Below are 19,227 nucleotides of genomic sequence, written 5' to 3'. Positions count from 1 at the left end.
CAGTCTTACATCATTGACAAAATTAAGAGCCATGCTACCACTTTTTGGCTGCATGGCTCTTGTTCGAATTATTGATTTTTTCGATTTTTTATTAATTCATCAACAACAGAAGGATCTGCCAGAGTTGAAGTATCTCCCAGGTTATCTAACTCGTTGGCTGCTATCTTTCTCAAGATACGACGCATGATTTTTCCCGAGCGTGTTTTTGGCAACCCTGGCGCCCATTGGATGATTTCAGGTTTTGCGATGGGGCCAATTTCTTTATTTACCAAATCGATTAAGGCTTTTTGTAAGTCATCACTGGATTGCTCGCCTGTCATCAGAGTAACGTAGGCATAGATGCCTTGCCCCTTAATATCATGAGGGAAACCAACCACAGCTGCTTCGGCCACTTTATCATGCAGCACCAGAGCACTTTCGATTTCTGCGGTTCCCAGACGATGCCCTGATACATTTAATACATCATCCATACGTCCTGTGATCCAGTAGTATCCATCTTCGTCACGACGTGCCCCATCACCTGTAAAGTAATAGCCTTTGTATTGAGAAAAATAAGTATCAAAGAATCGTTGCTGATCGCCGTAAACCGTACGCATTTGTCCTGGCCAGGATTGGGTCATTACCAGTGCACCTTCACCAGCGCCTTCGATTTCGTTGCCATCGTTATCCAACAACGCAGGCTTGATACCAAAAAATGGGCGAGTGGCAGAGCCTGGTTTTAGGTCCGTTGCGCCTGGTAATGGCGTTAACAAAATGCCCCCAGTTTCTGTTTGCCACCAAGTGTCGACAATGGGGCAGCGACTGTCACCAACGGTATGATAGTACCATTCCCAGGCTTCTGGATTAATTGGCTCTCCAACCGTTCCTAACAGACGTAAGCTGCTGCGTTTAGCCTGTTTCACAAAATCATCGCCTTGACCCATCAGCGCGCGAATGGCTGTCGGAGCCGTATAAAAGATATTGACCTTATGTTTATCGACTACTTGCCAGAAACGCCCTGCATCAGGGTAGGTGGGAACTCCTTCAAATACTAAGGTAGTAGCGCCGTTGGCCAGAGGACCATAAAAAATATAGGAGTGACCTGTGATCCAACCTGCATCAGCGGTACACCAGTAGACATCGCCATCTTTATAATCAAAAACGTACTTGTGAGTCATTGCTGCATAAAGAATATAGCCGGCAGAAGAGTGGAGTACGCCTTTGGGCTTACCTGTTGAGCCGGAGGTGTAAAGTATGAAGAGTGGATCTTCGGCATCCATTACCTCGGGTTCGCAATCTGTCGATTGCTTTGCAAGCTCGGCGTAGTAATCGACATCTCGTTGGTCATTCCAGGTTGTATCGGCCTGAGTGTATTTTACAACAATCACTGAATGAACATCAGGACAGTCTTGGATGGCTGTATCTGTATTCGTTTTTAAAGGAACGGTTTTTCCACCACGAATGCCTTCATCGGCTGTGATGACCACTTGGCAGTCTGAGTCCAGGATGCGGCTTTTAAGCGCTTCTGGAGAGAATCCGCCAAAAACCACAGAATGCACGGCACCGATGCGCGCGCAGGCCAGCATCGCAAATCCCACTTCAGGGATCATGGGCATATAGATGCAAACGCGATCACCTTTTTTAACACCGCGTTGTTTTAATAAATTAGCAAAACGGCAGACTTTTTCGTGCAGTTCGTTATAAGTGATTGCTTGGCTTTTGCCAGGATCATCGCCTTCCCATAACAGTGCTGTTTGGTCGCCTCGAGTTGCTAGATGTCTGTCGACACAGTTGTAGCAAACGTTCACCTTGCCACCTTCAAACCAACGAATATGGGCTTTTGAATAGTCGAAATCCATGACATTTTGCCAAGGCTCAAACCAGTCAATAAGAGATTCTGCCTGCTCTGCCCAGAAGTGTTCTGGTGACTCTATAGAGCGTTGATACATTGCTTGATATTGAGCATTTGTCGTCAGCGTGTGTTGTTGGTAATCGTCTGAAACTGGATAGAGTTTTGCTTCTGACATTGATTCGATCTCCTTGCCGATTCTTTTTGTATTATGAGTGTCTTTCTAAGGGCGTTGAGTATTGGCCCTGTGTTTTATCTGGGGAAAGACATAAGCAGATGGGGTCTACCTTAATGCAATTTTGTTGCGGCTTAAAGGGGGGCTAAATGACATTGTTTTATTTATCTGCTCTATAGATAGTTTTGTTGGCTCTCCAATGCAATCGGTGCAGGAAGTATTGGTCGCGCTAGACCTTTTGTTCATCTCTACTCGTTATGTTTATTGAGGGAAAGAGAGGTTTGTGAGCTAGTGATAATAAATTGCACTGCAGCATAAAAGGAATGATTTTGACTGAATAACAATAAGTTAGCTTGGAGGGTTGTATGAGATTAAGGCATCAAGAAGAGAGTCATCATGTTGATATGACGCCTATGTTAGATATTGTATTTATCATGTTGATCTTCTTTATTGTAACGACGTCTTTTGTTAAAGAATCGAGTGTTGAGTTGTTGAAGAGTAGTCGCAATCACCAAGAAAATATCATCGAAGAGAAAAGCGCGGTTTTGGTGATTCAGATTGATGAACTTGATGGAATCAGCGTTGCTGGACAGATGACGGATATTGATGCGTTACAGGCTCGAATTGAGGGCTGGAAAGCGAATAAGAGAAATCCCACGATCATTGTGAAAGTGCATGAAAATACGAGCACTCAGGGAGTACTTTCGGCTATGGATGCGGCCAGAAGTGCTAAAATCGAGCAAGTTTCTGTCACGCTTGAATCATAGCCGACATAAAGAGCTTAGTTGCCCTGCAAAGCTCATTAAATTGATTTTGCTGCTTTGCTGTACAGAACTTTGTAAGGGCTACGTAATTCGCGTTATAATAGAGGCAGTTGAGACAATAGAACAATTTTTGACCTTTGAATTGAGGCTTTAACTGAGGGCACTTTTAGAGATGAAATCTTTGAAAAACAAGTGGTTGTTAGCAGTAATCTGCAGCGCAATAACAGTCGGATCAGCTGTTGCAGCAGAGAAAAAAGAAGAAAAGAGCAAAGCGTATATTGAGAAAAAAGAAAATATGCTTCTTGGTGACAAAAAAGTGGCCGAGCGTACTCGCCCTGTTGGCAAAATTTACGTTGCGGGTGATGATGTTCCTGCAGCAAAAGTTCCTGCGGCTCCTGTAGCGACAGGCCCTCGTAGCGGTGAAGATGTTTACAATACCAAATGTGCAGCCTGCCACGGCTCTGGTTTGCTAAACGCGCCTAAATATGGCACTTCGCAATGGACCGATCTTGAGGCAAGCAAAGGCTTAGACGGCCTGGTTGCTACTGCTATCAGCGGTATCAATGCGATGCCACCGAAAGGTACTTGTAGCGATTGTTCTGATGATGAGATCAAAGGTGCTATCGAGTATATGATTAGCAGTGCGAAGTAATGATTCGCTACACTAGCTAATCTAAAAAAGGCGCTTTAAGCGCCTTTTTTTGTGCTTTTCTACTTTTCGAGTATTAAGAACTTAAGTTCACTTCCAAATTATCCAGCAATCTTGGTTGGCCTAACCAGGCTGCCGCAGCAATAACAAGTTCTTTGTCTTCCTTACTGGCTGGTTCCAAATCAAACTGCCGACAGACCGTTAGATAGTCGACTTTAAAACCATGCTCTTCCAGTTGCTGTCTGGCGTTGTTTTCTATCGCACCAAAATCTTGGTTGCCTGATTCGAGTGCTTGCTTCATAGATTGCAAAGTTTTTTGCAATAGTGAGGCTTCATCTTTTTGCTCTGTGGTTAAGTATTGGTTTCTTGAGCTCATCGCCAGGCCATTGTCTTCACGTACTATATCACCGCCTAGAATGTTTATTGGTAGGCAAAGATCCGAAGCCATGCGTTTGATAACCATTAATTGCTGGTAATCTTTTTTTCCAAAAATGGCTACATCTGGCTGAACAATATTAAATAACTTATTGACGATAGTGGTCACACCCAAAAAGTGAGTAGGGCGGCTAGCACCACATAGCTTATTCGTAAGTGAAGAGTGGACTTCAACTTTAGTGTGAACTTCTTGCCCCTGAGGATAAATTAGATCTACGGTAGGTAAGAATAAAACATCGGCTGATTCCGCTTTGAGTAACTCTTGATCCCGTTCTTCTGTTCTTGGATAACTATCAAAATCTTCGTTAGGTCCAAACTGTAAGGGATTAACAAAAATGCTGGTAACCACTACATCCGCATGCTGTTTAGCTTGTTTTACCAGACTCAAATGGCCTTGGTGGAGGTTACCCATCGTTGGAACAAAGCCAATGGTTTTTCCGGCTTTTTTAAGCTGGTGAATATGATTCTGGAGTTCGAGTGTTTTGTTAAATATCAGCATAGTGTGTATCGCTTGAATAAAGTTACTCAGATTTTTTAAGAGTCAGTCGTCGATAGATGGCGTCACTTTCATCTCTTTTTAATCGTCGCTTAGACAAATAGGCGGCAACAATGGCAGAAGGGATTAGCACCAATATCGAGCTTAAGTCTTGGAACAAATAATATTGAAAAGCGGCAGAAACAAAAAAGGTTAGCAGGGCACAGAGTAATGCATGTTTAAATTCTATGCCGCGTCCACAAAAACGCGCCAGCAAACCGGCTGCAATACCAGGAATTAAAAAAGCGACAAAAGGATATTGGGCCAATAGTGCTGCGACAATTAAACCTGGGACAAGACCTGAAACGGTACCAACAGCAGTACCCAGCAAGTTTTGGTTGAGCAATAGTTGATCGGCCAAATCAACGCCCTCACTAGAAGGCGCTTGATAGGGATTATCTGAGGGGTTACTCAAATGTATGCTCCGCTGCTGGGAAGCTTCGCTCCTTAACTTCTTTTATGTAAAGGTCGATTGCATCCTGCACGCTGCCACCGGCTTGTTGCATAAAGTTTTTAACAAACTTAGGGGTGAACTGAGTATTGAGTCCCAACATATCTTGTAGCACCAACACCTGAGCATCACAGTCAGAGCCCGCGCCGATTCCAATCGTCGGAATAGAAAGGGCTGTAGTGATTTGTTGCGCCAGCTCTGCCGGGACACATTCAAGAACAAGCAAACTTGCGCCTGCTTTTTCGAGGGCTAATGCATCGTTTAATATCTTTGTCGCGCCTTCTTCGTCACGACCTTGTACTTTAAAGCCTCCCAAAGCGTCAACCGATTGCGGCGTTAAGCCAAGGTGAGCACATACAGGAATACCACGTTGAACCAGTCCTTCAATAGATTCCATCAACCACTCTCCGCCTTCCACTTTTACCATATTGGCACCAGCCTGCATAAGAGCAGCTGCATTGTGAAAGGTTTGTTCTGGTGTGGCGTAACTCATGTAAGGCATATCGGCAATGATCAAAGCCGATTGAGTTGCTCGGGCCACACATTCTACATGGTAGATGCAATCTTCCATGGCCACAGGTACGGTTGTATTGTGACCCTGAATGACCATGCCCAAGGAGTCTCCCACTAAAATGGCATCGACGCCGCACTGATCTAATAAACGAGCAAACGTTGCATCGTAAGCCGTTAATACTGTAAAGGCTTCCCCTTTGTCTTTTAAACTATGAAGCGTATGCAGAGTCGTTTTTTTCATAATGGTCACTCTCTATCTAATGCGGAATCGTACATGGATTAAAGTAATGCCGACCGCTCGTGGTTTTTTCTATTTGCTCCAGCAATTGCTGGTAGTCATTGTCGTTAGCGACCAGATCAATACCGGAAGCATTAACAATTAGTAATGGAGAGTTGTTGTAGTAATGGAAAAACTCCATATAAGCATCACTGATTTTGCGTACATAATCTTTTGCTATCGACATTTCCATTGCTCGTCCGCGTTTGCGAATGCGTTCCAACAAAACATCGACGGGTGCCTGCAAGTAAATAACCAAATCGGGTTGAGGAGTATCTATCGTAAGATTTTCGTAAACTTTTTCATACAAAGAAAGTTCATCATCATTTAATGTTACCCGCGCAAACAGGCGATCTTTTTCCATTAAAAAGTCAGCCACGTGAGCAGGGATGAACATATCACTTTGTTTAATGTCTTTAAGCTGCTGGGCTCGTTGAAAAAGAAAAAATAATTGTGCTGGCAATGCTCCGGTTTCTGGATCTTGATAGAAGCGTTGCAAAAAGGGATTATCTTCTGCCCCTTCCAAAAGGAGTTCTGCCTGATAGTGTTCTGCCAGACGCCTGGCTAATGTTGTTTTTCCGACACCAATAGGGCCTTCAATGGCAATCAGTTTTTTCGCAGAGGTTTCAGTCACGTTATTCTCTCTATGTCATCTTTTGCTAGGTTGGCAACCAAATCGGACAATGGAGTGTTATCGGGTAAAACCAGCTCTGGAGCAATTTCTGCCAGAGGTATTAACACAAAGCTACGTTCTTTCATTCCATAATGCGGAACGGTTAATCGAGGATGTTCGATGATCTTATTATTGTACAGGAGTATATCCAAATCTAGTGTTCTTGGACCCCAACGCTCTCCAATACGCACGCGCCCCTGCTCATTCTCTATCGCTTGTAATGCATCCAGCAAGTCAATGGGCGCTAGAGATGTCGACAACTCGGCAACGGCATTAATGTAATCATTTTGATCTTGTGGTCCCATGGGAGCACTTCGGTATAAAGCAGATGCATTGAGTAACTTACTATCATGAAGTGTCTCTAATGCTTGTAAAGCGTTATTAACTTGAGCTATTGGGTCACTCAAGTTGCTACCTAAACCAATATAAGCAATCGCTGTCATTGTGCCGTTGGATTCTTATTGGGTTTACGCTTGCGGTTGTAGCGTCGTTTACCACCGCGCTTATTGGACTTCGTCAGAGCCTGAGTCATCTTGCGTTGACCTTCGGGTGGTGCTTCTTGATAGCGTGTCCACCAACTGGCAGTCGATTGTAATTGCTCGTTACCCACAGCTCGCAAAACCAGGAAGTCATAAGCTGCGCGAAAGCGCGGATGCTCAAGTAACTTATAGGCTCGATGGCTGCGGTTTTCTAACCTGGGCTGTAATGACCAGATTTCACGGATCACAATAGAAAAACGACGCGGAATAGAAATGAATTGGCTTTGTTCGGTGAGCACCTGAGTCATAGCTTTGTGATAAGCATCGTTCTTTGACATGCCTTGTTCAGTTAGCTCATTAACGCGCACCTTAAGTGGAGCCCATAAAAATACCGAAAACAAGAAAGCAGGTGTGACTGGCTTTTCTTCTGCAATGCGTTTGTCGGTACTTTGTAATGAAGCTTCAACAAAGCGAATAAAACGCTGCTTAGGATCATCATCCAGAGCGCTTTGAGTTGCTGGGAAGAGTTGTTTGAATAACTCGTATCTTTTTAGTTCTAAAAAGGTGTCATGAGATTTGCCTGCTAGCAGTAGCTTGTGGCTTTCGTCCCACAATCTGGCGGCAGAAACATTCGTCAGAAGCTGACCTTGATCAAAAATAGGTTCTGCTGTTTTTTCTTCAATCTTTAAGCCAAGCTTGGCGGCCAGTCGGATGGCGCGCAACATTCTGACGGGATCTTCTCGATAACGAGTGATGGGATCGCCAATCAGACGTAGTTGACCTTTACGTAGATCTTCTAAGCCTCCGGTAAAGTCGATCACGCTAAAATCATTGATAGAATAGTACAGAGCGTTAACGGTAAAATCTCGGCGCCAGGCATCATCTTCTATTGAGCCATAAACATTGTCGCGCACCAACATACCGGATTCGCTTTGCTCGCCGTGTGGGCTGGCTTCATTGTGACTGGCACGGAAGGTGGCCACTTCGATTATTTCGTGACCAAAAAGAATGTGAGCAAGCTTGAAACGACGACCAATAATACGGCAATTACGGAACAGGCGCTTGATTTGCTCAGGTGTTGCATTGGTGGCGATATCAAAATCTTTTGGATGAAAACCGAGCAAAATATCACGAACACCACCGCCGACTAGATAGGCATCGTAATCGGATTTTCGTAGGCGATTAAGCACTTTAAGCGCATTAACGCTGATATCCTGGCGCGATATATTGTGCTCTGAGCGTGGAACAACAACCACTTCCCGTTGCTTCTCCGTTGCAGAGGAATTTCCAAATAGCTTTTGCCAGAACTGCTTCAGCATAACACCCTTATCTTGTAGCGAAAGAAACGGATCATACCAGCTCACTGTTTATTTGGAAGCCTTTTGCCAGAAGAATCTACCGTCTGAGAATAGCTTGCAGTGACATTCTGATGATTCCAGTTGGTTTGGGCCCAGGTTAAAAGTTGTTCGCAGGATGCGTTGTGCAACTCGGTCGGTGGTGGATGATTGAGAAATATCAGAGCATTGGTTAATTGACTGCTGGCTTGCTCTGGATCGATAGCTGTAGCGAAGTTCTGCTTACTGAATTTGCTTCCATCTACATTAGAAGCCAGCGGAACATGAAAATAATCCGGCTGGTTTGCGTCCAACAAATGGTATAGCTGTAATTGACGAGGAGTGGAATCCAGCAAATCGGCTCCCCGTACTACATGATTGATCTGGCTGTCGATGTCATCAACGACTACCGCTAATTGGTAAGCGAACAAACCGTCTTTACGTCGAATAATAAAGTCTTCGGCCGCTATAGGGGCAGAGACGGATACTTCACCTTGTATCCGATCTTTAAAGGAGGTCATTGGCTTGTCTATTTTTAAGCGGATGGAGGTGTTTGCTGAGTCTAAAGCAAGATGGCGTGATCGACACAAACCAGGATAAAGTCCTCCTGCTTCTTTGATGCGTTTGCGGGTGCAATCACAAGCATAGATCTGCTGCTGAGCTGCAAGTTGTTGCAGAACTTCCTCGTAGCGTTGATGACGTTGGCTTTGGTAAAGGACTGATCCGTCCCAGTGTAGGTGAAAGTGTTCCAATGTCGTCAAAATGTCATCGGCTGCACCAGGTTGTTCTCTTGGGGGATCTAAATCTTCAATGCGCAACAGCCACTCACCATTGCGAGAACGGGCTTCAAGGTAGCTTGCTAAGGCTGCAACAAGAGAGCCGAAGTGTAATCGGCCAGAAGGAGATGGCGCAAAACGGCCCCGCCACATTAGGGGCTCACCATTTGCTTGATGAGTCACAAGATGCTCTGTCATAAATAAAGGGCGCTGCTCCGCCCTTTATTAGAAGTTATTTGCCTAACTGTTTTTCTTTGATTTCTGACAGTGTTTTACAGTCGATACAAAGAGTTGCGGTAGGACGAGCTTCAAGACGGCGAACACCGATTTCGATGCCGCAAGACTCACAGTAGCCGTATTCGTCGTCGTCAAGAGTTTGAATGGATTCACCAATTTTTTTCAGTAGCTTACGCTCTCGGTCACGAGTTCGAAGCTCCAAACTGAACTCTTCTTCCTGGCTAGCACGATCGACAGGATCTGGAAAGTTTGCCGCTTCATCCTGCATGTGGTTAACCGTTCGGTCCACCTCTTCCATTAACTGTGTTTTCCAAGTATCTAATATTAAGCGGAAGTGCACCTTCTGGCCTTCGCTCATATATTCTTCGCCTTCTTTTTCTTCATAAGGCGCGATACCTAAATTCCCCAAAGTCGTTGAGGTTGCTGTGGTTTCAAATTTTCGAGCCATTTACTGCTCCCAGCATTTAGTTGCGATAGTCAATTGCGTCTTAAACCTGAATACAGGTCATCGTTTGGACTGCCTGTCCGGTTTATGCTTGCTACAAACCGTCGATTGTATACCATATTTAACAATAAACGGTAAACAGGCATTATGGGGACTTAATTGTAGCTTTCAAGTGCCATATTCGCTTATTCCATAAAATAATTGTTACAGAGTAAAGGTAAGCGGGCCTTTAATAACCATTGATTCTGAGCTGAGAGAGCAACCGTAAGCAATCACTTCAACTCCCGCTTCGATAGCAATAGCAAGGAGTTCGGCGTATTTAGCATCAATATGCTGCGCGGGCTTGACGTGGTTTATTCCGGTATGCTGAACACAAAACAGTAAAATGGCTCTCGCGCTGCCTGTTTGTGCCAGCTCGGTCAGCTCGCGCAAGTGTTTTTGTCCTCGAGTACTCACGGAATCTGGAAAGTAGCCAATGCCGTCATCTTCTTTAAGAGTGACGCTTTTTACCTCGACATAGACGGGCTGATTGTCTTTATCGTGCACCAGAAAGTCGATACGGCTATTTTCGTTACCATATTTAACTTCTCGCTGAAGTTGCTGATACCCCTCAAGTTCCTTGATAGTACCATTCTCAATGGCTTCCTCGACAAGAGTATTTGCTAAGTGAGTATTTACTCCTATCCTCTCTCCAGCAAAGTTCTCAACCAATGTCCAAGTATGACGATATTTACGTTTGGGGTTATTGGAATCCAGTAGGTAGGCTGTCCAGTCGGGCTCCCAACATGCTTTCATTGAGCCTGTATTGGGGCAATGGACGGTAATTTGCTCGCCATTTTCTAGCTCCACATCTGCCAGAAAACGTTTATAGCGCTTAATTAAGCGGGCTTTAATCAAACCTGATTCAAACTTCATCATGGGTGCCGTCAGAAAAAACGCACACCTTACCTTCTCTGATTGTCACGGGCAATGGGGTTAAGCTTTGACCGCTGCATGGGCCTGCCACACAATAACCGGTTGCTGGATGAAAAAGAGCGCCGTGGACCGAGCAAAATAGATGAAATTGGTCAAAAGAAATCAGGTTTTCTGAATTCATATCCAGCTTAGCTCCTGCGTGAGGGCAGCGATTGTAGTAAGCAAATGCTTGCTCACCTCGTCGAACCACGATGATTTCTTGCTCTTGATAGAGCACCTTAATCGCCTGATCAGGCTCAATGTCAGTCACTTGGCAAAGTGGGTGTAGCGTCATAGCAATGTCGATGTCTAGGGGTTCAGAAAGTATGGCATTCATTATACCGAATACCCAAAAACTGTAGCCCTGAGGTTGAATGATGTAGAATAGGGACATTAATGATGTTGTATGAAGAACAAACTATGTCACTTGTTGATGCTGCAAGCGCAAAATTACCCACAGCCTGGGGGGAATTTGAAATTCACGCATTAGAAGATAATGATTCTGACAAAGAGCATATTGCTCTGACGATGGGCGATTTATCCGGCGAAGAGCCAGTATTAGTGCGAATCCACTCAGAGTGTTTGACTGGAGATGCTTTGTTTAGCATGCGTTGTGATTGTGGTCCTCAGTTAGAAGCTGCTCTCAAGAAGATATCCGAAGAAGGTCGCGGCGTGCTCTTGTATTTACGCCAAGAAGGACGCGGCATTGGCCTGGTGAATAAAATAAAAGCCTACGCTTTGCAGGATAAGGGAATGGATACCGTTGAGGCTAACGAGAGTCTTGGTTTTGATGCGGACGCACGTGATTTTTCTATTGCCGTTGAGACATTAGAAGCTCTCGGGGTTAAAGAAGTGAAACTGATGACGAACAATCCACGTAAAGTGGGAACTTTGGTGGATGCTGGCCTCAAAGTGTCAGAGCGCGTACCTATGAAGTTTGGCCGCAATCCTCATAACGAAAAATACTTAAATACCAAAACAGGCAAATTAGGCCATTTGTTATAAATTGACTGGAAACATCAGGGTAGGATGTCTTTCTACCCTATTATCAACTTGATTGATATCACACAAATAAAATGGAATCCCATGAATCAAAAATTACACTTACGAATCTCTGAATCGGCACCAGAAGGTATCTGGCCTGCTAGCTCTTTACTGTCCTTTGATGCGGATGAAGGCATTATTCATTTAAAGAAGGCGATGCGTCTGCGATGTATTCAGGCTGCTGGTCGACGACTTTTGGGGATGGGATTTCAGCAATTTAAATTGGTGGGAGAAGGTTGGGACAAAGAGCATCAGTTTGCGTTTGCGCAGGCTATGTATAGTGCCCGTTTTGTACCTGAAGTTGAATGGGCTGAGTTAGAAGCCGAAGAAGCGAATGACTTGCAGGCATTAATCAAAACCAGCTATTGGTGCCGTCAGCAAATCAATCACACGCCTGAAGATTTATCACCTGTGGTGCTGGCACAAAACGCTGCAGATTTTGTATCGAGTTTTGCTCCCGATCAGGTTTCGTATCGTATTGTTGAAGGGGATGACTTGGCCACTGAGGGCTGGGTTGGCATTCACGGTGTTGGACGTGGCAGCAACCGTCCTCCTGCGTTGCTTGAGTTGGACTTTACGCCCGTTGGTTGGGGAGATAAGGCACCCGTCACGGCTTTAGTTGGTAAAGGGATTACTTTTGATAGCGGTGGATACAGTCTAAAGGCTAGCGAGTCCATGTTGCACATGAAAGCCGATATGGGTGGCGCCTCTACCGTAACCGCTGCATTGGCATTAGCCATTGCTCGTGGTTTGAATACGCGTGTGAAACTTTATTTATGTTGTGCCGAAAATATGGTGAGTGGGCATGCCTATAAACTGGGTGATGTTTTAACTTATAAAAATGGCGTTTCTGTTGAAGTTGTTAATACTGACGCTGAAGGACGATTAGTTTTGGCTGATGGATTAATTTTGGCAACAGAGTCAAAAGCCAAAAATATTTTTGATGCCGCGACACTTACCGGTGCTGCTGTCACGGCGGTGGGTGATGAGTACAATGCGGTTTTCAGTTTTGATGTGGCATTACGAGAAGCCTATTTAAATTACTCCGCTGCTGAGTGCGAAGCACACTGGCCTTTACCACTGGATCCACATCACGCAACAAACTGTCCTTCTTCTTACGCGGATACGGCTAATAGTCGTCCAGTTAAAGGTGGTGGTCCGGGTGGTGCAAGTAATGCTGCTGGTTTCCTTTCGCGCTTTGTTGGCAAGAATTGCCAGTGGTTACATGTTGATTTAGCCTCTGCTATGAATGCTTCTGACTCTGCCTATTTAGCGGCAGGTGGCAGTGGCCATGGTATACGAACTTTGGCGCGAGCGTTGTTAGAGCAGGAGTAATATGGATTGAAAATCGTGGCAACAACTCAGCGCTTAATCTTAACCGAGTTTGCTCAAGAAGACGCTGAAGGTTTTTTTGCCATGAATCAAAATTCGCAGGTATTGCAGTATACGGGGGATGAGCCTTTTGCATCGCTGCAAGCCTGCCGAGATTTTTTGCAACAGTATGCGCATTATCAGCACCATCAATTTGGTCGCTGGACATTAAGAGATAAAGCGACCAAAGAGTATCTTGGATTCTGTGGACTAAAGTTCTCAGAATCCAATGGCGAAACGGATCTTGGATTTCGCGTTGTTCATCATCGATGGAATGAGGGAATTGCTACAGAAGCTGCGATGCAGTGCTTGCAACTAGGGTTTAGTCGGTATCAGTTATCGACCATTGTCGGACGAGCTCACCATGCAAATCTTGCTTCTATTCATTTGCTAAAAAAGCTGGGGTTTCGTTACTCCCATCATTTTTTCGATAAGGGCGATGAGTGGCACCAATACATTTTAAGCGCAGAAGATTATTTAGAGGGTAAAGTGTTAGCGGCCAAGTAATTGTTCTTTAATACTGCCTTTGTAGAGTGGCCAAGCTTCAACAACTTCGTAATGAACCCCTGATTTTACGTTAATAGATTCCATCAATACGAAATCAGAGATGTGAGTTGATAGTTCTGTGGTTACAAAGCTCTCGCTAGGTGGTGGAGCATCTCGAAATAGAGTGATATGGGGATGAAAGGATTTTTTCTCACGTTTAATAAAGTCGATCGATTTTAGTTGGCTCTGTAAAAAAGAGGCCAGCTCATTAATAGAACCCAGGCCTTGCTCTATATCTGCAAAGAGTATTTCATTGCGAGGGAAGTAACCCGTTTTATTCGCACTGAGAGAAAAGGAACGAATCTTGTTATCACCAATGGCATCAATAATGTCAAACACTTGATGGTTATTTACAGTGCCTAAAAACTGCAAAGTCAAATGATAATTATAAGTGTCTACTGCTCGTCCATCATAAGCGATGCTTTGAGCCCATTGCGCCAGAGATTGTTTAAAGGAAGGTTCAAAATCCAATGCAAAAAAAAGGCGATGCTTACCCCGTGAACTCAGTCTCATGATACTACCTTAAAAAACTAACACTGCAACGGTTGCCAGTGGCTCATTACCAGAGCATTAACTATCATTCTGTATTTTATGGTACCACAGAATAGTTGCATTACACCTCTAGCTCTTCACAATAGCATATTTAAGCAAAGTTTTATCTCGCTGGGAGGCTAAGGCAATCGTTGGCACAATATTCCATAACACAGTACAATAGCCATATTATCGTAGTTCATTAATTCGACGCTATGGCAAAATCGTCAAAGAGCCACCCAACAGATCGTCCGTTCCGGCGTTTTATGCAGCGTCTTGCGGCTATTTTCTTTCTCTATTTTTCTTTTTTCGTTATCTATTGTGATGCTTTGATTGAACGTCGATTTGCAGAAAATCGTTGGGTTGCACCTGCCAAAGTCTATGCAAGACCTCTTACTTTCTATTCTGGGTTATTGATTCAGACAGAGCACCTAGAGCAAGAATTACAGTTGTTGGGTTATCGAAAAAAGGTAAAAGCAACTCGTCCAGGGGAATACGAGCGCTACGATAATTATTTTGCTATTTATGGCAGAGGCTTTCATTTTTTTGATCGCCAACAAAAAGCTCAACGCTTTTCGCTGGTCATAGAGTCAGGGCAGATTTCTCAACTGACTTCTCTAGATACTAACCAACCGCTTGCTTATCAGCGTCTTGATCCTTTGTTATTAGGTTCGATTAACCCGTTGGTTAAAGAACAGCGAGAAGTAGTTAATATACAGCAGGTTCCTGTTTATTTAATGGAAGCTTTAATCGCTTCTGAAGACCGGCAGTTTTACCATCACTGGGGACTTTCTATTACAGGTATCCTCAGAGCTTTCTCGCGCAACCTTGCCGAAGGTAAAGCGGTTCAAGGGGGAAGCACCATCACTCAGCAGTTGGTTAAGAATTATTTTTTAACTAATGAGAAAAAGCTTACTCGAAAGATAACCGAAGCCATTATGGCTGTGCTTCTAGAATGGCGTTATAGTAAATCCGAAATTCTTCAGGCGTATATTAATGAAGTGTACCTGGGGCAAGATGGTGCCTTGAGCATTCATGGTTTTGCCAAAGCCAGCGAATTCTTTTTTAATCGTAAGTTGGAAGATATCAACTTGGCGCAAGCAGCCACTTTGGTTGCGTTGGTGCGAGGCCCTTCATATTATGAACCCAGGCGTCATCCCGAACGGGCATTAAAGCGGCGTAACTTGATTCTAGATTTAATGTTGTCGCAACAACGCATCAATCAGCAACAATGGGAATTAGCTACAAGCAAATCCTTGGCGATTAGTCAAAAATCTCCTATTAAGTCATCACGCATGCCCGCCGCGATGGAGCTAATAAGATTACAGTTGCGCGAGCATTATTCTCAAGAGCAACTTGAACACGGCAGTTTAAAGGTTTTTACAACGTTAGATCCTGTTGTACAAAAGCAATCAGAAAAAGCACTTCAATCACGTCTTAATAAACTGGATGCCAATAGCCAGAAACAATTACAAGGGGCTGTCGTTGTCAGCCACCGATTTAGTGGTGAAGTGTTAGCTGTAGTGGGCGATCGTCAGCCTAATTATCAGGGATTTAATAGAGCATTACATGCGTATCGCCAAACAGGCTCTGTGATTAAGCCTTTCGTTTATTTAACGGCGCTGCAAGCATCCGATAAGTATTCGCTAAGTTCATCTCTTAGTGACCAGAGTTTTAGTATGACGGCAACGGATGGCAGTGTCTGGCGACCACAAAATTATGATCGGAAAGAGCATGGCGAAGTTTCAATACAGCGAGCTTTGATTGAATCCTACAATCTGGCTACCGCGCATCTGGCACTATCCGTCGGTGTTGATGAAGTGATTGAGTTGCTGCGTCAGGCGGGTTATACCCGTCCGCTTATCGCTTTTCCTTCTTTGGCACTAGGAGCGAAAGAGATGTCGCCATGGGAAGTTTTAAAGCTTTATCAGTCGTTGGCCTCGGGTGGGCTGGTTCTAGACACATCGGTGATCAGCTCGGTTATGAATAACCAGGGACAATTGCTGAGTCGTTATCCTGTTATTGCAAAGAAGAAGCTATCAGAAGACAGTGTATTTTTGATCAATCATACATTACAGCAAGTGGTGCGCCGTGGAACGGCCAAAAGTCTACACTGGCGTTTGCCGCAACTTAATCTTGCTGGCAAAACAGGCACTACCAATGACACGAAGGACAGTTGGTTTGCCGGGATGAGTGAAAACTTTTTATCGGTGGTGTGGGTTGGTCGAGACGATAATAAAAGTACTGGGCTTACTGGTGCTACCGGAGCAATGAAGGTTTGGGGAGATTTGATTGCAGAAGTAGAACAAGAAGCTTTGATATTGCAGCCTCCTGGAGCTATTGAGTGGCGTAAGGGGAGAGCAGATGAGGCTTGTATTCCTCATGTCAAAGGAGGGAGTTTTACGGCGACTCAGCCCTGTGGAGGTTTATGAGTAAAATCTAATCAGAGTGCCGTATTTCTGCAAAATTCAGGGAAAAACCGCATGAAACCGTTGTTTTTTCTTGAACTCGTGTTGGGATTAAGGTAATTATGGCGTCATGAATAGAGAGTGACTTAAAAGGATATTTATAATGGAATTTATACTGGATAATCAGCTAGACAATGATTCTGCATTTATTGCAGATATGACCCTGTGTCGTCTGCAATTAATGAATGATGAACAATACCCCTGGCTTATTTTGGTACCACGTCGAGAAAATATTGTTGAGATGTATGAGCTATCAAAATCTGATCAGCGCCAATTATGGGAAGAAATTGCATTAATCAGCCAATTAATGAAAAAACTTTTTTCACCCCACAAACTTAATATTGGTGCTTTAGGTAATATTGTTCGTCAGCTACATATTCATGTTATTGCCAGAAACACCGATGATAAAGCGTGGCCTGGGCCTGTTTGGGGAGCCCATCCAACATTGGCCTATCAGCAAGAACATCAGCAAAAGACCATAGATAATATTATTCAAGAATTAAAGGCTCAAAATCTGATTGCCTGATTCATCATAGATTACCCTTCTTTCTGCCATATTTTCGCCACTTTTTCTCCCTATCTTTAGTTTTTATTTTGGGGGAGAAAAGTGGTGAGCAAAATCAGTTTTATTAAAGCTGGCGCTTTATTAGCAATCTTTATTTTATTAAGTATTTTACTGAGCAGTATTGAAAGCACAATCTATGAGCGCTCTGGATATCAAGAAGAAGCTCGTCAGTCAATTGCCGAAAGCTGGACTCATGAACAGAGTATCTTGCTCCCTATTTTAGTCATTCCTCACAAAATCATTTCTCAAAAGAAAAGCTGGGACAATAAGCTAGAAAAATATACTTTACAGAAAGTTGTTGAGCATAAACTGCACTACGAAGCGTTTGATATGCTCGATGTAACAACCGAACTGGTTTCTGAGACTCAGCAACGAGGGATCTTTAATGTTCCTGTTTATATGGCCGATATAAATATATCCGGAAAGATAAATTCTCAGTTTATAAAGGATGCAAAAAATAGCGAGAGAGTCCAAATTAAAAAGCCATTTATAGCAATAGCCGTGACAGATAAACGTGGGTTTTCTGATATCCCTAAAATAGTGATTAATGAGAGAGAAAAAAATTTTTTACCAGGGAGTCAACTAGCGCACTCACCATTTGGGCTCCACGTTTTCTTAGATAATCCCAACTCTGACTCTTTTAGTATAGACGCCTCTTTCAAACTAAAAGGTATGTCAAAAATTGCCTGGATACCTTCTGCGAAACACACCCAACTTGCAGTGAAGTCCAATTGGCCACATCCTTCTTTTGTCGGACGTTTTTTGCCCCAAACCAGAAGCATTGACGCATCCGGTTATGAAGCCTCCTGGGAGACAGGAGAGTACTCTTCTGCCATTAGCGATGCGTTGACCTCATGTTTAGGTGGGCATTGTGAATATCTAAATAACCTTGAGTTAGCTGTGAGGCAAATTAATCCTATTGATAGCTATGTGCAATCCGAACGAGCTATCAAGTACAGTCTTTTAGTGATCGTAATGACATTTGTGGTATTTATTTTATTTGAATTAATGTATCAAATTCATATCCATGCAGTTCAATATTTGCTGGTAGGTTTCGCACTGTCTTTGTTTTACTTATTGTTGATAGCCATTTCGGAACAAGCAAACTTCTTCATGGCTTATGTGATTTCATCCATTGCCTGTATTAGTCTTATCGCATTCTATATGAAGGCAAAATTATGTAACAAACAGCTTAGTTCTCTTATTGCCATGTTGGCGGGATTAGACTCAACGCTTTATCTTATTATTCAGTCGGAAGACTATGCCTTTTTGTCGGGAACTATGTTGCTGTTTTTTGCTTTGGCATCAGTGATGATCTTTACAAGAAACATTGACTGGTCTAAAACTTTAACTCGGCAGGCTGCTAAGTAAATAGGTGTGCCAGCAGAGGAGGGCTCTGCTGGCTTTTTCTATTATTGATTGATCGTTATTTCTCGAAAGCTAACGCTACTGCTTTCTAATTTTCCGTTAGTTTTAGTCGTTGTTGATATTTTAAGTAAAGAAAGCGCCTTGGCGTTAGTTGAAACATTATTAAATGTCAGAGACATCTTCATCGGTACATCTGCGATAAGGGGGACTCGACTTATCTTCTTATCGCTCCTTTTATGATTGGCAATAGCAATACTGGATGCAAAGTATTGATTTCCAGAGTCATCAAATATTTCTCCCAATGTAGACAGTTCTCTATCTTGGTAGGAACTTGTAATTGTCAGCTGGCATTCAAGGTTGTTTCTCTCAATCTTATTACAAGAATGGAGTTTGTAGAGAACTCCATTCTTGTTGGACAAAACGAACTCAGTATTGGTTTTGTTAAGTACAACTGCGAAAATTTTATCCATATAATGCTGCATACATTGCCTGGTTTGATTTGCTTGCTCCCCTTTGAGTTCGTCGGATGCAATAAAACGAATAATACTGGGGATTTCTGATTGCCGAGCATTGAAGTTCGCTTTAGCACCTTGCTTTATAATAGACAGTTTCCCATTTAATCCTGCTTCTATCTCGAGAGTTTGTCCCAGCGAACACCCTACAACCATCAGCTCGGTCAGAGACTTCATTCTGCTGTCATCTAATGCATAGAGATTGGATGCCAATAGGAAAAATAGAGTAACTATTGATATGCGCATATTACTTCCTTTTGTTAAGAGTGATCTTTAATGTTTGAAGTAGCAAAATAC

Annotated in this window: 21 protein-coding genes; 8 read left to right on the top strand and 13 right to left on the bottom strand. The window is 43.5% G+C overall.

Going from position 1 to position 19,227, the window contains the following annotated elements; genetic code table 11:
• Window positions 1-68: 68 nt before the first annotated feature.
• Entirely contained in the window at window positions 69-2,006 is a 1,938-nt protein-coding gene (gene acs, locus NH399_RS24035; protein ID WP_253043879.1) for an acetate--CoA ligase, read from the bottom strand.
• Window positions 2,007-2,368: 362 nt separating this feature from the next.
• Here acs and NH399_RS24030 point away from each other — a divergent pair, with 362 nt between their 5' ends.
• Entirely contained in the window at window positions 2,369-2,770 is a 402-nt protein-coding gene (locus NH399_RS24030; protein WP_253043878.1) for a biopolymer transporter ExbD, read from the top strand.
• A 169-nt stretch (window positions 2,771-2,939) separates the two neighbouring features.
• Window positions 2,940-3,419, top strand: coding sequence for a cytochrome c5 family protein (locus NH399_RS24025; protein ID WP_253043877.1), 480 nt, complete (start codon window positions 2,940-2,942; stop codon window positions 3,417-3,419).
• A 73-nt stretch (window positions 3,420-3,492) separates the two neighbouring features.
• Here NH399_RS24025 and panC read toward each other — a convergent pair whose 3' ends face one another.
• From panC to NH399_RS23975, 10 genes are all read right to left on the bottom strand, one after another.
• Window positions 3,493-4,350 (bottom strand): pantoate--beta-alanine ligase, encoded by an 858-nt coding sequence (gene panC / locus NH399_RS24020; RefSeq protein ID WP_253043876.1) that lies wholly within the window; start codon window positions 4,348-4,350, stop codon window positions 3,493-3,495.
• Between the two features lie 22 nt (window positions 4,351-4,372).
• On the bottom strand, window positions 4,373-4,801 hold the full coding sequence (locus NH399_RS24015; RefSeq protein ID WP_253043875.1) for a hypothetical protein: 429 nt from the start codon (window positions 4,799-4,801) through the stop codon (window positions 4,373-4,375).
• Window positions 4,794-5,591: a 3-methyl-2-oxobutanoate hydroxymethyltransferase gene (gene panB, locus NH399_RS24010; protein WP_253043874.1), complete on the bottom strand. Its 798-nt coding sequence runs from the start codon at window positions 5,589-5,591 to the stop codon at window positions 4,794-4,796. The genes NH399_RS24015 and panB overlap by 8 nt, the downstream gene beginning before the upstream one ends.
• Before the next feature lie 16 nt (window positions 5,592-5,607).
• Window positions 5,608-6,261 carry a deoxynucleoside kinase gene (locus tag NH399_RS24005; protein ID WP_253043873.1) on the bottom strand — a complete coding sequence of 218 codons (654 nt, stop codon included), beginning with the start codon at window positions 6,259-6,261 and terminating at the stop codon, window positions 5,608-5,610.
• Entirely contained in the window at window positions 6,258-6,743 is a 486-nt protein-coding gene (gene folK, locus NH399_RS24000; protein WP_253043872.1) for a 2-amino-4-hydroxy-6-hydroxymethyldihydropteridine diphosphokinase, read from the bottom strand. The genes NH399_RS24005 and folK overlap by 4 nt, the downstream gene beginning before the upstream one ends.
• A complete protein-coding gene (gene pcnB / locus NH399_RS23995; RefSeq protein WP_253043871.1) occupies window positions 6,740-8,098 on the bottom strand; it encodes a polynucleotide adenylyltransferase PcnB in 1,359 nt (452 codons plus the stop codon). The genes folK and pcnB overlap by 4 nt, the downstream gene beginning before the upstream one ends.
• A gap of 41 nt (window positions 8,099-8,139) precedes the next feature.
• Window positions 8,140-9,087: a tRNA glutamyl-Q(34) synthetase GluQRS gene (gluQRS, locus tag NH399_RS23990; RefSeq protein ID WP_253043870.1), complete on the bottom strand. Its 948-nt coding sequence runs from the start codon at window positions 9,085-9,087 to the stop codon at window positions 8,140-8,142.
• A gap of 34 nt (window positions 9,088-9,121) precedes the next feature.
• On the bottom strand, window positions 9,122-9,574 hold the full coding sequence (gene dksA, locus NH399_RS23985; protein WP_253043869.1) for an RNA polymerase-binding protein DksA: 453 nt from the start codon (window positions 9,572-9,574) through the stop codon (window positions 9,122-9,124).
• A gap of 201 nt (window positions 9,575-9,775) precedes the next feature.
• Window positions 9,776-10,489, bottom strand: a complete 714-nt coding sequence (sfsA, locus tag NH399_RS23980; RefSeq protein ID WP_371876116.1) for a DNA/RNA nuclease SfsA — start codon at window positions 10,487-10,489, stop codon at window positions 9,776-9,778.
• The gene (locus NH399_RS23975; RefSeq protein ID WP_253043868.1) at window positions 10,476-10,862 is read right to left on the bottom strand and encodes a Rieske (2Fe-2S) protein; all 387 of its coding nucleotides are present in this window, start codon (window positions 10,860-10,862) and stop codon (window positions 10,476-10,478) included. The genes sfsA and NH399_RS23975 overlap by 14 nt, the downstream gene beginning before the upstream one ends.
• A gap of 83 nt (window positions 10,863-10,945) precedes the next feature.
• Between NH399_RS23975 and ribA the strand changes: the two genes are divergently transcribed.
• The 3 genes from ribA to NH399_RS23960 all read left to right on the top strand — a co-directional run bounded on the left by ribA (window position 10,946) and on the right by NH399_RS23960 (window position 13,447).
• On the top strand, window positions 10,946-11,530 hold the full coding sequence (gene ribA / locus NH399_RS23970; protein WP_253043922.1) for a GTP cyclohydrolase II: 585 nt from the start codon (window positions 10,946-10,948) through the stop codon (window positions 11,528-11,530).
• A gap of 81 nt (window positions 11,531-11,611) precedes the next feature.
• Complete coding sequence (gene pepB / locus NH399_RS23965) at window positions 11,612-12,904, top strand: aminopeptidase PepB (RefSeq protein WP_253043867.1); 1,293 nt, start codon at window positions 11,612-11,614, stop codon at window positions 12,902-12,904.
• A 15-nt stretch (window positions 12,905-12,919) separates the two neighbouring features.
• The gene (locus NH399_RS23960) at window positions 12,920-13,447 is read left to right on the top strand and encodes a GNAT family N-acetyltransferase (RefSeq protein ID WP_253043921.1); all 528 of its coding nucleotides are present in this window, start codon (window positions 12,920-12,922) and stop codon (window positions 13,445-13,447) included.
• Here the strand turns inward: NH399_RS23960 and thpR are convergent.
• Window positions 13,433-13,999 (bottom strand): RNA 2',3'-cyclic phosphodiesterase, encoded by a 567-nt coding sequence (gene thpR / locus NH399_RS23955; protein WP_253043866.1) that lies wholly within the window; start codon window positions 13,997-13,999, stop codon window positions 13,433-13,435. The genes NH399_RS23960 and thpR overlap by 15 nt on opposite strands.
• A 233-nt stretch (window positions 14,000-14,232) precedes the next feature.
• Here thpR and mrcB point away from each other — a divergent pair, with 233 nt between their 5' ends.
• The 3 genes from mrcB to creD all read left to right on the top strand — a co-directional run bounded on the left by mrcB (window position 14,233) and on the right by creD (window position 18,421).
• On the top strand, window positions 14,233-16,449 hold the full coding sequence (gene mrcB / locus NH399_RS23950; RefSeq protein WP_253043865.1) for a penicillin-binding protein 1B: 2,217 nt from the start codon (window positions 14,233-14,235) through the stop codon (window positions 16,447-16,449).
• 139 nt (window positions 16,450-16,588) lie between these two features.
• Complete coding sequence (locus NH399_RS23945; RefSeq protein WP_253043864.1) at window positions 16,589-17,011, top strand: HIT domain-containing protein; 423 nt, start codon at window positions 16,589-16,591, stop codon at window positions 17,009-17,011.
• A gap of 84 nt (window positions 17,012-17,095) precedes the next feature.
• On the top strand, window positions 17,096-18,421 hold the full coding sequence (gene creD, locus NH399_RS23940) for a cell envelope integrity protein CreD (protein WP_253043863.1): 1,326 nt from the start codon (window positions 17,096-17,098) through the stop codon (window positions 18,419-18,421).
• A 41-nt stretch (window positions 18,422-18,462) separates the two neighbouring features.
• On the opposite strand, the gene NH399_RS23935 is transcribed toward creD, so the two are convergent.
• Window positions 18,463-19,176: a hypothetical protein gene (locus NH399_RS23935; protein ID WP_253043861.1), complete on the bottom strand. Its 714-nt coding sequence runs from the start codon at window positions 19,174-19,176 to the stop codon at window positions 18,463-18,465.
• Between the last annotated feature and the right edge of the window lie 51 nt (window positions 19,177-19,227).

The organism is Pleionea sp. CnH1-48, from assembly GCF_024124665.1.
GTDB lineage: Bacteria > Pseudomonadota > Gammaproteobacteria > Enterobacterales > Kangiellaceae > JAMXSB01.
The sequence above is the reverse complement of the archived record's forward strand: the minus strand, read 5'-3'. Positions and strand labels throughout refer to the sequence as shown.